The organism is Streptomyces rimosus, assembly GCF_008704655.1.
Taxonomy (GTDB): Bacteria; Actinomycetota; Actinomycetes; order Streptomycetales; family Streptomycetaceae; genus Streptomyces; species Streptomyces rimosus.
On sequence record NZ_CP023688.1, the window covers coordinates 5,024,263 to 5,038,995 of the forward strand.

Sequence of the window (14,733 nt, forward strand, 5' to 3'; positions counted from 1 at the left end):
CCCCACGCACGTCCCGTTCCGGTGGCGCCTCGTACGCATGCGTTTGGCATGAGCAGGTCACGCGGGGTCCGGCGTCGGCCGGGCCCGAACCACCCCCTCGGAAAGGAAGTCCGTTGACCCGTTCCGCGAGATTCCTGAAGAGATCCGTCGCACTCGGCGCCATCGCCCTGGCGGCCCTGTCGCTGCAGCCCGGCGCCGCGAGCGCCGCCACCGAGCCGGCGCCCTCGGGCGGCACCCCCGGTACGCGCGTCGTCGGCGGAGTGCCCGCCGCGCAGGGCGAGTTCCCGTTCATGGTGCGGCTGTCCATGGGCTGCGGCGGCGCGCTCTACCGCCAGGACATCGTGCTCACCGCCGCGCACTGCGTGAGCGGCAGCGGCAACAACACCTCCATCACCGCCACGGCCGGTGTCGTGGACCTCCAGAGCTCCGGCGCGATCAAGGTCAAGTCCACCAAGGTGCTCCAGGCGCCCGGCTACGACGGCAACGGCAAGGACTGGGCGCTGATCAAACTCGCCCGCCCGATCAACCTGCCCACGCTGCGGACGACCACGGACGGCCGGTACGACCAGGGCGACTTCACCGTCGCCGGATGGGGCGCCACCCGGGAGGGCGGCGGTCAGCAGCGGTACCTGCGCAAGGCGACGGTGCCGTTCGTGGACACCCCGACCTGCCAGCAGGCGTACGGGAGCACGTACATTCCCGGCGAGGAGATCTGCGCCGGAATCATGAGCACCGGCGGCGTGGACACCTGCCAGGGCGACTCCGGCGGCCCGATGTTCCGCAAGGACGACGCGGGCGCGTGGGTGCAGGTCGGCATCACCAGCTGGGGCGAGGGCTGTGCGCGGCCCGGCAAGCCGGGCGTGTACACGCGGGTGAGCGCCTTCTCGCAGGACATCGCGGAGGCGGCGGACCAGCTGTGACGTGCTGACGTCCGGGCGGGCGGGTGTCCGCCGGGGGCCGCCCGCCGGCCCGCATCGCCGCCACCCGCCCGCATCGGTACGGCAATTGGTCCGAACCGCGCGGATACGGATACGTCGCCGTACTCGGGAAGTTGGCCGGTTTCAGAACCTTGTGCGTCTTTGGTGCGCGTCCACATAATCACAACGCTCCAGCAACGTCGTGGCACTTCCGGCGCAGTACTGCGCCGCGGTGGTGTCCCGGTGTGCTGTGCGCACGAGATGGACACCGATGCCTCCGACGCGAGAGGGAAGTCCTTGAAGCGCTCCGCGAGATGTATCAAGAGATCCATAGCCGTCGGCGCCGCGGTGGCGGCGGCCGTCGCGCTCCAGTCGACCGGCGGCGCCAGCGCCGCGCCCGCGCCGACGCCGACCCCCGGCCAGCAGATCATCGGCGGGCCGCCCGCCAAGCAGGGCGAGTTCCCGTTCATGGTGCGGCTGTCCATGGGCTGCGGCGGCTCCCTCATCCGTGAGGACGTCGTGCTCACCGCCGCGCACTGCGTGGACGGCAGCGGCCCCAACACCTCCATCACCGTCACCGCGGGCGTCGTGGACCTCCAGAACCCCAAGGCGATCAAGGTGAAGTCCAAGGAGGTCGCCCAGGCCCCCGGCTACAACGGCAAGGGCAAGGACTGGGCCCTGATCAAGCTGGCCGCGCCGATCAAGGGCCAGGAGACGCTGCATCTCGCCGAGGACGACAACTTCGACCGCGGCACGTTCACGATCACCGGCTGGGGCGCCGACAAGGAAGGCGGCGCCCAGCAGCGCTACCTGCGCAAGGCCAAGGTCCCGTTCGTGAACACGGCCACCTGCAAGAAGGCGTACGGCGACCAGCTGACCCCGGGCGACGAGATCTGCGCCGGCTTCATGGCGGAGGGCGGCGTGGACACCTGCCAGGGTGACTCCGGCGGCCCGATGTTCCGCCGCGACGAGGACGGCGACTGGGTCCAGGTCGGCATCACCAGCTGGGGCGAGGGCTGCGCGCGGCCGGGCAAGCCCGGCGTCTACACGAAGGTGAGCGCCTTCTCCGCGCAGATCGAGAAGGCTGCCAACAAGCTGATGGGCTGAGCGGACGTGTCCGGGCGCCTGCCGGCCGGCGGGCGCCCGGGCCGAGCCGTTCCCTCTTCCCGGCTTCCCTCTTCCTTGCTTCCCGCATCCGGGATATCGTCCCGAATATGGGAAGCGAAGCGCGGTCCGGCGCTCCTGGCGTCGTTCCACCCCCTCCGATCGAATCCCGACTCGCCGCCCGGCTGGCCGAGTTGCGTACGGAGCGCGGCTGGTCGCTCGACGAACTGGCCCGGCGTACGGACGTGAGCCGCTCGACCCTCTCGCGCCTGGAGCGGGCCGAGATCAGCCCCACGGCCGCCCTCCTGAACCGGCTGTGCGCGGCGTACGAGCGCCCGATGTCCCGCCTACTGGCCGAAGTCGAGGCGGAGCCGCCTCAACTGGTGCGCGTCGCCGAGCAGTCCGTCTGGCACGACGCCCCCTCCGGCTTCACCCGCCGCTCCGTCTCACCGCCCCACCCCGGCCTACGGGGCGAGGTAGTGGAAGGCACACTCCGTCCCGGCGCGGACATCGCCTACGACAGCCCGCCACCCGTACCCGGCCTGGAACAGCACATCTGGCTGCTGGCCGGCGAACTGGAAATCACCACAGGCGACACGGCGCACACCCTCCACCCAGGCGACTGCCTTCGCTTCCGCCTCTGGGGCCCCACCCGGTTCCGCTGTACGGGCCCGGCCCCGGCCCGCTACGCCCTCCTGGTGGTCCTCCCATGAGCTGCGCCACCACCTTCACCATCACCCGTCTGTCCGCTGCCGCTTTCGACCGCAGCATCCCGGGCCTGGCCACCCTCCTCGCCGACACCGTCGCCGGCGGCTCCTCCCTGGGCTTCACGGCCCCCTTCGACCACGAAGCAGCGGCGGCCTGGTGGCAGACCCAACGCCCCGCCGTAGCGTCCGGCACCCTGGACATCTGGGTGGCCGAAGCCCCCGAAGGCGTCATGGGCACCATCAGCCTCGCCCACCCCCACAAACCCAACGCCCGCCACCGCGCCGAGATCATCAAACTCCTGGTCCACCCGACCACCCGAGGCCAGGGCCTCGGCCGCACCCTCCTCACCACCGCCGAACAGTCCGCCGCCCGCACCGGCTTCCGCCTCCTGCTCCTCGACACGGAGTCGGACAGCGCGGCGGATCGCCTGTACCGGCGCGCGGGCTGGACGCCGTACGGGACGGTCCCTGGTTATGCGGCGGATCCGGGTGGGGAGCTGCGGGATTGCACGTTCTTTTACAAGGAAGTGGGGTGAGGGGTGAGGGTGCCGGTCTTGATGGCGTCCATGAGGGAGGCGAGTTGGGATGGGGTGGTGGTGACCACTGTGTGGGGGGCCTCGCTTTCTCGGATGCGGATGGTTTTGTCGGGGGATGCGGCGAGGCTCAGGCAGTTGCTGGAGTCGGCGCAGTAGGACGACTTCTGCCAGGGGGCGGATGGCATGGTTGTGCCTTTCAGAGTTCGTGGGCGATGTCGCGGATGAAGTCGCGGGATGCGGCTGCCGTGAGGGCCTTTCGAGTCAGCAGCTCCATGACGGCCCGATATCGCGACAGTTGGGCAGCGGCATCGTGGAACACGGGGCCGCCCATTTGGTCGAGCTGCACCGTGTCGAGCTCCGGCGTCGGCCCGGCGGCGTACGCGATCGTCTGCCCGGAACCGGGGAACTCGCCTGCCGAGAACGGGATGACCAGAACGGTGACGTTGTCGCGTTCACTTGCCGCGATGATGTGCTCAAGCTGCTTGCGTGCGATCGAGGGGCCACCGAACTGCATCCGTAGGGCCGCCTCGTGAATGACGGCGGTATAGGGGACCGCACCGTCCCGGTAAATGGTGGCTTGCCGCTTGATACGGAATGAGGTGCGGTGCTCGACCTCGTGCGGTGGCAAGGGCGGTACGCCCTGGTTGAAGACGACGCGCGCGTGGTCGATGGTTTGGAGGAGGCCGGGCAGCGTGGAGGTCTGTGCCGTTCGGAGTTCGGTGGCGTGGAATTCCATCTCGGCGATGTCGAGTGGCCCGGCGGGCAGGGTTCCGCGGTATTCCTCCCACCAGTGCCGGACACGGTCGCCGGCCATGGCCGCGAGCGCGTCGATGAGAGCCCGGTTCCCGCAGGCGTAGTTGCAGGCCAAAGTCCGTACGCGGGTGGCGCTGATACCGGCCCGGCCGCGCTCGATGTTGCTTATGCGCGCCTGATCGACGCCTAGCAGCGAACCGGCGGCCGAAGCGGTCATCCCAGCGTTTTCGCGGAGTTTGCGCAGCTCGGCGCCCAGACGCTGCTGGCGCACTGTCGGTGTGGTCCTGGGCGGCATCGACCCTCACTCTCGTGTCGCGCACAGTCTGCCGGGGCGGCCAGTGATGGTCCAGGGGAGCAAGTATGTTCCGAAAGGTGGCGCATGATGGCCCCGGTGACGCTACTGTGTGTCGCGCATCACTCACGCTCCGCGTGAGTCAACTGCGCATCCGCAACGGAGGCTTCGCATGTCCGGTGGCTGGGAGTACGCGTTCGAGATGTCCGACAATCCGCTCGCTCCGCGCATCGCGCGGCGGGTGGTGCGGCTGGTGCTGGAAGAGCACGGGGAGGCGGGGCTGGTTGACGGGGCGGAGTTGTTGGCGTCGGAGTTGATTGCCAACTCGTACCGGTACGCGGAGGGGCCCGCCAGTGTGCGGGTGAAGCGGGTCGGGGCGCGCTTGCGCGTCAGCGTGTGGGACGGGAACCCGGAACTGCCGATCTTTGGCACGGCCTCGGTGGCCGGGCCGGCGGCCGAGGCCGGGCGGGGGCTGGGGCTGGTCAGGGCGTGTGCCGAGAGTTTCGGCGGGTTCGCGTACGGGGCGGGGGCGTTGGGGTCGGGTGGGGGGAAGGTGATGTGGTTCGAGTTGGGGGAGGGGTGTCCGTTGCGGGGTGGTGAGGGTGGGAGCGGGCTCGGGTGAGGAAGGTCGTTGCCGTACCGGCCAGGAGCAGGGCCAGGGCGGCCCAGGGGAGGGCCGCTGGCGGGGAGGCGGTCAGGAGGAGGCCGCCGGTCAGGGCGCCCGCGCCGATACCGGTGTTGAACGCGGCGACGTAGAGGGAGGACGCGGCGTCGGGGGCGTCATGGGCCGTACGCAGGACGGCGGTCTGGAAGCAGACGGGGAGCGCGGTGCAGGCCAGGCCCCAGGTGGCGATGGCGAGGAAGAGGAGGGGGCGGTTCGACGGGGCCGCGCCCAGGGCGGTGAGGGAGACGGCCATCAGGGTGAGGGTGCCGAGGAGCGTGGCGCGGGGGCGGGTGTCGACGAGGGCGCCACTGAGCAGCGTGCCCGCGATTCCCGTGAGGCCGAAGAGGAGGAGTACGGCGCTGACGGAGGCGGGGGCGATTCCGGCGGCGTCGCGGAGGTATTCGGTCACGTACGTGTAGAGCGTGAAGTGGCCGAGGATGACGAGGCCGGTGGTCAGGACGACCGGGGCGAGGCCGGAGGTGCGGGCGACCCGGGGGAGGTCGGACACGCGCAAGGGCGGACCGGGTGGTACGCGCGGCAGCAGGCGCGCGGCGGTGAGCAGCGCGGCCAGGCCCAGCGCGGCGGTCGCGAGGAAGGCGGTGCGCCAGCCGAAGGCCGTGCCGGCCGCAGTACCGAGCGGCACGCCCACGACGAAGGCGAGAGACACGCCCGCGAGGACGATCGCCGTGGCGCGGCCGGAACGTCCCGGCCCGGCGATGGCCGCCGCGTACCCGGCGACGATGGCGTAGAAGACGCCGTGGGCCAGTCCGCACAGGAGCCGGGTCGCCGCGAGCGCCGCGTAGTTGGGGGAGAGGCCCGAGAGCGCGGTGGCGGCCATGAAGACCGCGCAGGCGGTGAGGAAGAGGCGTTTACGGGGCCAGGCGGATGTACGGGCGGTGAGCGGGGCCGCTGTCAGGCCGACGGTGAAGGCGTAGACGGTGACGAGGAGCCCGGTACGGGACGGGGCGACATCCAGATCGCGGCTGATGTCCGGGAGCAGGCCGACCGGCAGGAACTCGATGGTTCCGATGATGAAGACGAGGAGGGAGAGAAGGAGGAGGCGGGTGGTGGGGCGGGGGCCGGTGCTGGGGGACATGCGCGGGACCGTAGGTGTTGACACCGGTGTGAAGGTCAAGGCACCGGGAGCGGCGCCTTCCTTCGGGTTCACGGGCCGGGGCGCTTGGCCTCAGAGCTGCGGGCCGGTCTGGGGCGCTGCGTACGGCACTGCGGGGAGCTTCTGCATCCGGGTCAGTTTGCGGACGAAGAGGATGGCGAGGACGGCCGCGACGATGTCCAGGAGCTCGGAAAGCGCGATCACCGACAGGGCCTGGCGGAGGCCGTCCGGCAGTTCGTCCTTGGTGTGCTTGGTGTAGAGGACGGCGCCGAGCCGGCTGACGGCCAGCGATCCGACCCTCAGCGTCCACCAGGCCCGTACCGGCGCGAGCGGGACCGTACGCCAGGAACCGTCGGGCGCCGACTGGGCGCTGGCCTGCCAGGTTTCCTTGGCGACGCGGTACGGCAGCCACAGATTGCCGATCGGTACGAACCAGCCGCCTATGGCCCAGCCGCGCCCCAGGGTGCACACGTCCCGGGTGTAGTGCTCGGCGTTCACCCGGGAGCGGTGGAACCAGATGATGAAGACGACGGCGGTGGCGATCAGGATGCTGCCCTGGAGGCCGGCGGCCAGCTCGTACAGGGCGTCGGCCCGCTTGGCCTCCTGCGCGGTGGCGGTCGCCAGGTTGCCCAGCAGCGCCCGCATGTTGAGGTCGGCGCCGAGTGCGAAGAGGTCGATGGCGATGACCGCGTACAGCAGCACGGTGACGGCGGCCGCCAGCCCCTTGGGCGGAAGGAGAGGAACTTACGGTATGGCGTGTGCCGCCGCAAACTGCCCCGGCCGCAGAGGACGGCCGGGGCAGCGAGGGGTGGTGAGGGTTCGGGGTGTCGGCTCAGGCCGGGGCTACCGCTTCGGACAGGACGGTGGCGAGCTTGATGATCAGGGGGGTGTCGCCCGGGGCGGTGGGGAGGGACGGCTTGTGGGTGAGGGCGGTCAGGAGGACGGGGGCGCCGTCGGGGGTCCAGGCGATGGCCGCCTCGTTGCGGGTTCCGTACGTGTCACCGCCGCCGGACTTGTCGGCCACCGTCCAGCCCTTCGGCAGGCCCGTGCGGAACGTCGTGAGGGTGGTGGTGTTGCGCAGCAGCCAGTCGGTCAGCAGCGCGCGGTCCGGGCGGTTCAGCGCGTTGCCGAGGACGAGTCGCTGGTAGGTGCGGGCGATGGCGTACGGGCTGGTGGTGTCCGTACGGCGGTCCGGCTCGCCGGAGTTCAGCTCCGGCTCCCAGCGGTCGAGGCGGGTCACCGGGTCGCCGAGGGAGCGGCAGAAGCGGGTGACGGCGGTCGGGCCGCCCAGCTCGCGCAGGAGGAGGTTGGCGGCGCAGTTGTCGCTGTAGCGGATCGTCGCGTCGCACAGGTCCCGGATGGTCATGCCGGTGTCGATGTGGTCCTTGGTGACGGGCGCGTGGCCGGACTTCGTCACGTCGGCCTCGGTGTAGCGGATGACGCGGGCCAGCTGGGAACCGTCGTGGTCGAGGTCGCGCAGTACGGCCGCGGCGGCGAGCGTCTTGAAGACGGAGCACATCGGGAACAGCTCGTGGGCGCGGTGCAGCAGGGACGCGCCGGTGGCGAGGTTGAGGGCGAAGACGCCGATTCTGGCCTGGTGTTCCCGCTCCAGGGCGCGCAGTCGGCGGACGGCGGCGGGGTTTTCGGACGGAGTGGTTCCGGCTGACGCCGCGCTCGCCGTCGTGGAGCCGAGGGCGAGCGCGCCGCCGAGGCCGAGTCCGGCGCCGAGCACGGACCGCCGGGTGAGTGACGACGTGGGCTTGCGCATGGTGTGTCCTTTCCCCGGTCCCCCGGTTGGCTGTTGCTGGTGGGGACGTTGAGGCGGAGGGGTTGGTTGCGCAAGCCCGGCGGCGTCGTGGGCGCTGCTGGAAGGCGCCAGGAGGCGGCCTGTAGGGGGCCCGGAGAGCGCCTGGAGGGGGCCCGGAGGGTGTCTGGAGGCGGCCCGTAGCAGGCCTGGAGGGCGTCTAGAGGGCGTCGTCCAGTTCGCTCTGCCAGTACGTGACCTGGGCGGAGTCGTCGATGTAGGTGTCCTTCGGCAGTGCGGGACGGGTGGAGCGGTCGTAGTAACCGCCGTCCCGGTTCGCGAAGAACACCTCCAGCCTGCGCACCGTCTTCCCGCCTTCGGCCTCCCCGGTGGGGTCCGACGTGCGTACGGCCGCGTACGCGGACTTGCCCGGCTCGACGGACACCACGGCCTGCGGCTTGCTGTCCTCCCGCACCGCGGTGGGCGCCTGGGCGTCGTCGAAGCGGAGGGCCGGGTAGTGGTAGGCGTCGCAGCGGGTCGAGCCGGTGTTGGTGAGGGTGAGCAGCAGGTGGTTGATGGGGCGGCTGAGCTTGGAGACGGTCACCTTGGTGTTGGCCGCGGTGCAGGCCGTGGACTTCCCGCCGGTCGCGGCGCCGCGCTTGCCTCCGGCGCCGGCCTTGGCCGACGTCGCGTGCGAGCCGTGGCCACTTGGCGAGCCCGCGCCCGAGGGGGACTTGGCCGACGGGCCCGTACCGCCCGAGCCGTCCGCGCCTGCCGAAGGAGCGGAGGCGTCGGGCCCGGCCGAGGCCGCGGGCCGGGCCGCCCCGACCGCCTTCTTGCCGTCCTCGCCGCCACCGCACGCGGTCAGCGAGAAGGCGGCGGCGACGGCAGCGGCGGAGGCGGCGATCCGGGCGGTACGGGTGGTGAAGAGGCGCGAGGGCATGGGTGGGTCTCCCCGTGGGACGGAAGGGCGTGGACGGTGGCGGGGGGTCAGATCCCGTCCAGTACCGCTGCGATGACGACGACACAGAGGGCGAGAACGCTCAGGGCCGCGAAGTCGGCAGGGTCGAGACGGCGATCGGGACGACAGCGGAATCGGGTCCGCACGGCTGCTCCCCGGTAGGGCCCCGGTCGGGGCGTCTGCGGTGGTCACAGCCTGTGCGACGGTCCGTCCCGGCCACAACAGCCACCCGGATATTCGGGACGCTGGAACGAATGCGCGTACGCTGACCAGGGAGAATGGGGGTTCCCTGGAACGCGGTCGTGGGATGGGGCACGAGGGGGGAACAGTGGGAACGGCATCGGACACGGACGGCTTCGCGGCGCTGCTGCGCACGTTGAAGACGAGGTCAGGGCTCAGTTACGGGGCGCTGGCCAAACGCCTGCACATGAGTACGTCCACGCTGCACCGCTACTGCAACGGCGACGCGGTGCCGACGGATTACGCGCCCGTGGAGCGGCTGGCCCGGGTGTGCGGCGCGAAACCGGAGGAACTGGTCGAGCTGCACCGCCGGTGGATTCTGGCGGACGCGGGGCGGAGGCGACGGACGGCGGGGGCCGGTTCCGTGGCCGGACCCGTAGCGGAGCCCGGCCCCGCGGCGGAGGCCACCCCGGAGCCGGAGGCGGCCCTTCCGGAACCCGTGGAGCCGACGCCGGTAGAGCAGGCACGCGCAGAGCAGGCACCCGTAGAGCCGACGCCCCCAGGGCCGACCCCCGCACCGTCCCCCACCACCCAAGAACCCATCCCGGAACCCGCTGCCAAGCCCACCCCCAAACTCCGCCTGGCCCTCGCCGCCGCAGCCGTGGTCGCCCTGGCCGTCCCCGTAGCCGTCGCCGTGGCCTCCTCCGGCACGGACGGTACGGGTACGGCCGGCGCGCGCGTGGCCGAGCGCCCCGGCCAGGGCGTGCGCGCCCCGGCCACCGGCGGTGGCACGTCCGGTTCGCCCTCCGTCACCGCCTCCGCCGGTACGAGCGGCGAGCCGACGCAGGGCAGCCCCTCGGCCACCCCGAGCCCGAGCGCCGCCACCTCCGGCGCCCATACCGACGGCGACAAGGGCTCGGCCAAGGGAAGCAGGCGAAGCGGCGGCACCCCGCTCACCGTCGACGTCCGTATGAACAACTGGGACTACCCCTGCGACCGCTGGTACCTGCTCGACAGGCCGCCCGCCAAGGTGCCCCCGCCGCCCTCCGACCCGGACGCGCGCGGCTGGGCGAACGCGCTGGGCGCGGTGCCCGGCGGTCATCTGCGGATTTCGCTGGCCGTGCAGGGCACGGGGGACGAGGCCGTCGTTCTGCACTCGCTGAATGTGCGGACCACCGCGCGCATGCCCGCGGCGGCGGGTTCCGCGTTCTCCATGGGCAACGGCTGTGGCGGCGGGCTCACCCCGGCGTCGTTCGATGTCGGGCTGGACGCGCCGCAGCCGCTGATGCGGCCGGTGGCCGGGGAGCAGGGGGACCGGAAGATCCCGGCGACCGACTTCCCGTTCAAGGTCTCGGCGTCCGACCCGCAGATGCTCTACGTCGACGCGCACACCGAGGCGAACGACGTGCGCTGGTACCTGGAGCTGGAGTGGAGCAGCGGCGGCCGGCGCGGCACGCTGCGCCTGGACGACCACGGCAGGCCGTTCCGCGCGAGCGCGGTGAAGGGCCGGGCGGCCTACCACTACCGGTACGACCAGGGCGTATGGGAGCCCGCCGAGTACTGAGCAGAGGCGGACGAGGGCAAGGGGAAGGCCCCGCCGGAACGACTGGTTCCGGCGGGGCCTTCCCGTACGCGTCAGGCGGGCCTCAGAGCCGCTCGGGCGTCCGGATGCCCAGCAGCGCCATGCCGCGGTGCAGCGTGCGGGCCGTCAGCTCGCACAGGAACAGGCGGTTCTCGACCTGGTCGGGGCCGCCCTCGGCCTTCAGGACCAGGCACTGGTCGTAGAAGGTCGTGTAGAGAGAGGCGAGGTGGTACAGGTACGCGGCCAGCTTGTGGGGCTCGTGGCCGGCCGCGGCCTCGTGCACGGTCTCCGCGAACTGGTCCAGGTGCAGGCCCAGCGCGCGCTCGGCGGGGGCCAGCGCCAGCTCCGGGTGGGCCTTGGGCGTGGCGTCCCCGGCGTTGCGGAAGATGGACCGGATACGGGCGTAGGCGTACTGGATGTAGACGCTGGTGTCGCCGTTGAGCGAGACCATCTGGTCCAGGTCGAACTTGTAGTCGCGGGCGGCCGAGGTGGACAGGTCCGCGTACTTCACCGCGCCGATGCCGACCTGCCGGCCGTTCTCGACGATCTCCCGCTCGGTCAGGCCGATGTTCTCGCCCTTCTCCCGCACCACGGCGGTCGCCCGCTCCACGGCCTCGTCGAGCAGGTCCACCAGCCGCACCGTCTCGCCCTCGCGGGTCTTGAACGGCTTGCCGTCCTTGCCGAGCACGGTGCCGAAGGCGAGCTGTACGGGCTGGACGTCCTCGCCCAGCCAGCCGGCCCGGCGGGCGGTCTCGAAGACCATCTTGAAGTGCAGCGACTGGCGGGCGTCGACCACGTACAGCAGGGTGGTCGCGCCGAGGTTGCCGACCCGGTCGCGGATGGCGGACAGGTCGGTGGCCGCGTAGCCGTAGCCGCCGTCGGACTTCTGGACGATCAGCGGGGTCGGGTTGCCGTCCGGGCCCTTGACGTCGTCGAAGAAGACGCAGAGCGCGCCGTCGGAGCGGACCGCGACGCCGGATTCCTCCAGCAGCCGGCAGGTCTCCTCCAGCATGGCGTTGTAGCCGGACTCGCCGACCACGTCCGCGTCCCTGATCTCCATGTCCAGCTTGTCGAAGACGGAGTAGAAGTAGACCTTCGACTCGTCGACGAAGCGCTGCCACAGGGCGAGCGTCTCCTCGTCACCGGCCTGGAGATCCACCACGCGGCGGCGCGCGCGCTCCTTGAACTCCGGGTCGGAGTCGAACAGGGCGCGGGACGCCTTGTAGAGGCGGTTGAGGTTGGACATGGCCTCTTCGCCGGAGGTCTCGGCGGAGGCGTCGTCGCTCTTGTGGTCGAGCTCGTGCGGGTGCTCGATCAGGTACTGGATGAGCATGCCGAACTGGGTGCCCCAGTCGCCGATGTGGTGGCGGCGGACCACCTTCTCGCCGGTGAACTCCAGGATCTCGACCATCGCGGCGCCGATCACGGCGGAGCGCAGATGGCCGACGTGCATCTCCTTGGCGACGTTCGGCTGGGCGTAGTCGATGACCGTGGTGCCGGGGCGCTCGGCGTACGGCACGCCCAGGCGGTCGTCGGCGGCGCGGGCGGCCAGCGTCCGCACGATCGCCTCGTCGGCGAGGGTGATGTTCAGGAAGCCGGGGCCGGAGACCTCGATCTCCTTGATCACGTCACCGGTGGGGAGCTGCGCGACGACCTTCGAGGCCAGCTCGCGCGGGTTGCCCCCCAGCTTCTTGGCCAGCGCGAGCATCGCGTTGGCCTGGAAGTCGGCCCGGTCGCTTCGTCGCAGCAGCGGGTCGGCGGCGCCGGCCTCCGGCAGGGCTGCCGAGAGGGCGTCCGCGACGCACTGGTTGACCGTGGCTGCGAGGGAAGGGACCGAAGTCATGGAATGAAGGCCGTTCCGTTGAAGTGGAAAGGGTTTGCCACCGAGTATCCCATGGCGGTTCCATCGGTTTTCCACAGGGAAAATCCGGCTCCGGCTCCGTCTGGGAGAATGGGGCCGTCAGGCTGTCGAGTGGTGAGAAGAGGAAGGGCCGATCGTGGCTCAGCAGAGCACCGAGACCGACTGGGTCTCCAGGTACGCGGACGAGGTCATTGCCGAGGCGGAGCGCCGCGCCCCCGGCAAACCGATCGTCTGCGCCTCGGGCCTCAGCCCTTCCGGCCCGATCCACCTCGGCAACCTCCGCGAGGTCATGACGCCGCACCTGGTCGCCGACGAGATCCGCCGCCGCGGTCACAGCTGCGTCCACATCATCTCCTGGGACGACTACGACCGGTACCGCAAGGTTCCGGCCGGTGTCCCGGGCATCGACGAGTCCTGGGCCGAGCACATCGGCAAGCCGCTGACCTCGGTCCCGGCCCCGGCCGGCTCCGCGTACCCGAACTGGGCCGCGCACTTCAAGGCCGCCATGGAGGAGGCGCTCGCCGAGCTGGGCGTGGAGTACCGCGGCATCAGCCAGACCGAGCAGTACACCTCCGGCGCGTACCGCGAGCAGATCCTGCACGCGATGCGCCACCGCGCCGACATCGACGCCGTCCTGGACCGCTACCGCACCAAGGACAAGGCGACCGGCGAGCCGAAGAAGAAGCAGCCCCAGAAGCAGCAGAAGCCGGTCGACGAGGCCGAGCTGGCGGCGGCGGAGGGCTCCGGCGCGGCCGGTGAGGACGACGGCAGCTCCGCCGGCGCCGAGTACTTCCCGTACAAGCCGTACTGCACGGCCTGCGGCAAGGACCTGACCCAGGTCACGTCGTACGACGACGAGACCACCGAGCTGGCCTACACCTGCACCGCCTGCGGCCACGCCGAGACCGTGCTCCTGAAGGAGTTCGACCACGGCAAGCTGGTCTGGAAGGTCGACTGGCCGATGCGCTGGGCGTACGAAGGCGTGGTCTTCGAGCCGTCCGGTGTGGACCACTCCTCGCCGGGCTCGTCCTTCGTGGTCGGCGGGCAGATCGTGCGCGAGGTCTTCGGCGGCGCGCAGCCGATCGGCCCGATGTACGCCTTCGTGGGCATCAGCGGCATGGCCAAGATGTCCTCCTCCAAGGGCGGCGTGCCCACCCCGGGCGACGCGCTGAAGATCATGGAGGCGCCGCTGCTGCGCTGGCTGTACGCCCGTCGCAAGCCCAACCAGGCGTTCAAGATCGCCTTCGACCAGGAGATCCAGCGGCTCTACGACGAGTGGGACAAGCTGGAGTCCAAGGTCGCCGACGGCTCGGCGCTGCCCGCCGACGCGGCCGCGCACTCCCGCGCGGTCCGCACGGCCGCCGGTGAGCTGCCCCGCACCCCGCACCCGCTGCCGTACCGCACCCTCGCCTCGGTGGTCGACATCACCGGCGGGCACGACGAGCAGACCCTGCGCATCCTCGGCGAGCTGGACCCGGCGAACCCGGTCACGTCCCTGGACGAGACCCGCCCCCGGCTGGACCGCGCGGAGTACTGGATCAACACCCAGGTGCCGGCCGACCAGCGCACCATCGTGCGCGAGGAGCCGGACACCGAGCTGCTCGGCTCGCTGGACGAGCAGGGCCGCGAGTCGCTGCGCCTGCTGCTGGACGGCCTGGACGAGCACTGGTCGCTGGACGGTCTGACGACGCTCGTCTACGGCGTCCCGAAGATCCAGGCCGGTCTGACGCCGGAGGCCAAGCCGACGCCGGAGCTGAAGGTCGCCCAGCGCGCGTTCTTCGCGCTGCTGTACAACCTCCTCGTCGGGCGCGACACCGGGCCCCGCCTGCCCACGCTGCTGCTCGCGGTCGGCGCGGACCGGGTGCGCAAGCTGTTGGGGGCGTGAGGTCCGGCACCGGCGCGTACGGGCCTCCCCAAGGCGCTCGCGTAGGGGGATGAGGCACGCCCCGCGCCGCTGCGACTTTCGATGGAGACCGGGTTCGGCCCCGGGGACGACGATCCCCGGGGCCGCTCGCGTGAGGGTGGTCCCATGCGAGGAATCATCGGCATCATCATCGTGATCCAGGGTGCGATGGGCGCGCTGGGCCGGACGTTCACCGACGGCCGGGGCTGGGGCATCCTGCCGCACTGGTTCGATCTTCCGACGCCGTTCTACGTCGCGCTGGCCGTGGCCGGGCTGGGTCTGCTCTGGTGGGAGGACGCGGACAAGAAGCGCCGCAAGCGGGCGGGCTCGGACGAGTAGGCCCGCCGCCCGACCGTTCCCCGCCGCGTTCCGGGCGGGAAATGATCGGAACAGACATACGGAGAACGTCGGGCGG

Annotated in this window: 14 protein-coding genes; 7 read left to right on the top strand and 7 right to left on the bottom strand. The window is 71.3% G+C overall.

From position 1 onward, the window contains the following. The first annotated feature begins 113 nt into the window (after window positions 1-113). The 4 genes from CP984_RS21350 to CP984_RS21365 all read left to right on the top strand — a co-directional run bounded on the left by CP984_RS21350 (window position 114) and on the right by CP984_RS21365 (window position 3,264). Window positions 114-920, top strand: a complete 807-nt coding sequence (locus CP984_RS21350; protein ID WP_003980945.1) for a serine protease — start codon at window positions 114-116, stop codon at window positions 918-920. A 294-nt stretch (window positions 921-1,214) separates the two neighbouring features. Then, window positions 1,215-2,024: a S1 family peptidase gene (locus CP984_RS21355; protein ID WP_030185536.1), complete on the top strand. Its 810-nt coding sequence runs from the start codon at window positions 1,215-1,217 to the stop codon at window positions 2,022-2,024. A 107-nt stretch (window positions 2,025-2,131) separates the two neighbouring features. After that, window positions 2,132-2,734: a helix-turn-helix domain-containing protein gene (locus CP984_RS21360; protein WP_043980288.1), complete on the top strand. Its 603-nt coding sequence runs from the start codon at window positions 2,132-2,134 to the stop codon at window positions 2,732-2,734. Beyond that, window positions 2,731-3,264, top strand: a complete 534-nt coding sequence (locus CP984_RS21365; RefSeq protein ID WP_003980948.1) for a GNAT family N-acetyltransferase — start codon at window positions 2,731-2,733, stop codon at window positions 3,262-3,264. Before CP984_RS21360 ends, CP984_RS21365 begins: the two co-directional genes overlap by 4 nt. Here CP984_RS21365 and CP984_RS21370 read toward each other — a convergent pair. The 6 genes from CP984_RS21370 to CP984_RS21400 all read right to left on the bottom strand — a co-directional run bounded on the left by CP984_RS21370 (window position 3,246) and on the right by CP984_RS21400 (window position 8,774). Further along, window positions 3,246-3,449: a DUF397 domain-containing protein gene (locus tag CP984_RS21370; protein ID WP_078575521.1), complete on the bottom strand. Its 204-nt coding sequence runs from the start codon at window positions 3,447-3,449 to the stop codon at window positions 3,246-3,248. The two genes, CP984_RS21365 and CP984_RS21370, sit on opposite strands and share 19 nt — an antisense overlap. 11 nt (window positions 3,450-3,460) lie before the next feature. After that, a complete protein-coding gene (locus CP984_RS21375; RefSeq protein ID WP_003980949.1) occupies window positions 3,461-4,288 on the bottom strand; it encodes a helix-turn-helix domain-containing protein in 828 nt (275 codons plus the stop codon). A gap of 503 nt (window positions 4,289-4,791) precedes the next feature. Beyond that, window positions 4,792-6,069: an MFS transporter gene (locus CP984_RS21385; RefSeq protein ID WP_003980951.1), complete on the bottom strand. Its 1,278-nt coding sequence runs from the start codon at window positions 6,067-6,069 to the stop codon at window positions 4,792-4,794. A 90-nt stretch (window positions 6,070-6,159) separates the two neighbouring features. After that, window positions 6,160-6,789, bottom strand: coding sequence for a DUF4328 domain-containing protein (locus CP984_RS21390; protein ID WP_003980952.1), 630 nt, complete (start codon window positions 6,787-6,789; stop codon window positions 6,160-6,162). A 130-nt stretch (window positions 6,790-6,919) separates the two neighbouring features. Continuing rightward, window positions 6,920-7,855, bottom strand: coding sequence for a class A beta-lactamase (bla, locus tag CP984_RS21395; protein ID WP_003980953.1), 936 nt, complete (start codon window positions 7,853-7,855; stop codon window positions 6,920-6,922). A gap of 196 nt (window positions 7,856-8,051) precedes the next feature. Next, window positions 8,052-8,774, bottom strand: a complete 723-nt coding sequence (locus tag CP984_RS21400; RefSeq protein WP_003980954.1) for a DUF4232 domain-containing protein — start codon at window positions 8,772-8,774, stop codon at window positions 8,052-8,054. A gap of 346 nt (window positions 8,775-9,120) precedes the next feature. On the opposite strand from CP984_RS21400, the gene CP984_RS21405 reads away from it, so the two are divergent. After that, on the top strand, window positions 9,121-10,536 hold the full coding sequence (locus CP984_RS21405; protein WP_003980955.1) for a helix-turn-helix domain-containing protein: 1,416 nt from the start codon (window positions 9,121-9,123) through the stop codon (window positions 10,534-10,536). Window positions 10,537-10,618: 82 nt separating this feature from the next. On the opposite strand, the gene argS is transcribed toward CP984_RS21405, so the two are convergent. Continuing rightward, the gene (gene argS / locus CP984_RS21410; RefSeq protein ID WP_003980956.1) at window positions 10,619-12,397 is read right to left on the bottom strand and encodes an arginine--tRNA ligase; all 1,779 of its coding nucleotides are present in this window, start codon (window positions 12,395-12,397) and stop codon (window positions 10,619-10,621) included. Between the two features lie 154 nt (window positions 12,398-12,551). Here argS and lysS point away from each other — a divergent pair, with 154 nt between their 5' ends. Both lysS and CP984_RS21420 read left to right on the top strand, forming a co-directional pair. Beyond that, a complete protein-coding gene (lysS, locus tag CP984_RS21415; RefSeq protein ID WP_003980957.1) occupies window positions 12,552-14,300 on the top strand; it encodes a lysine--tRNA ligase in 1,749 nt (582 codons plus the stop codon). Between the two features lie 144 nt (window positions 14,301-14,444). After that, window positions 14,445-14,657 carry a hypothetical protein gene (locus CP984_RS21420; protein WP_003980958.1) on the top strand — a complete coding sequence of 71 codons (213 nt, stop codon included), beginning with the start codon at window positions 14,445-14,447 and terminating at the stop codon, window positions 14,655-14,657. Window positions 14,658-14,733: the final 76 nt, after the last annotated feature.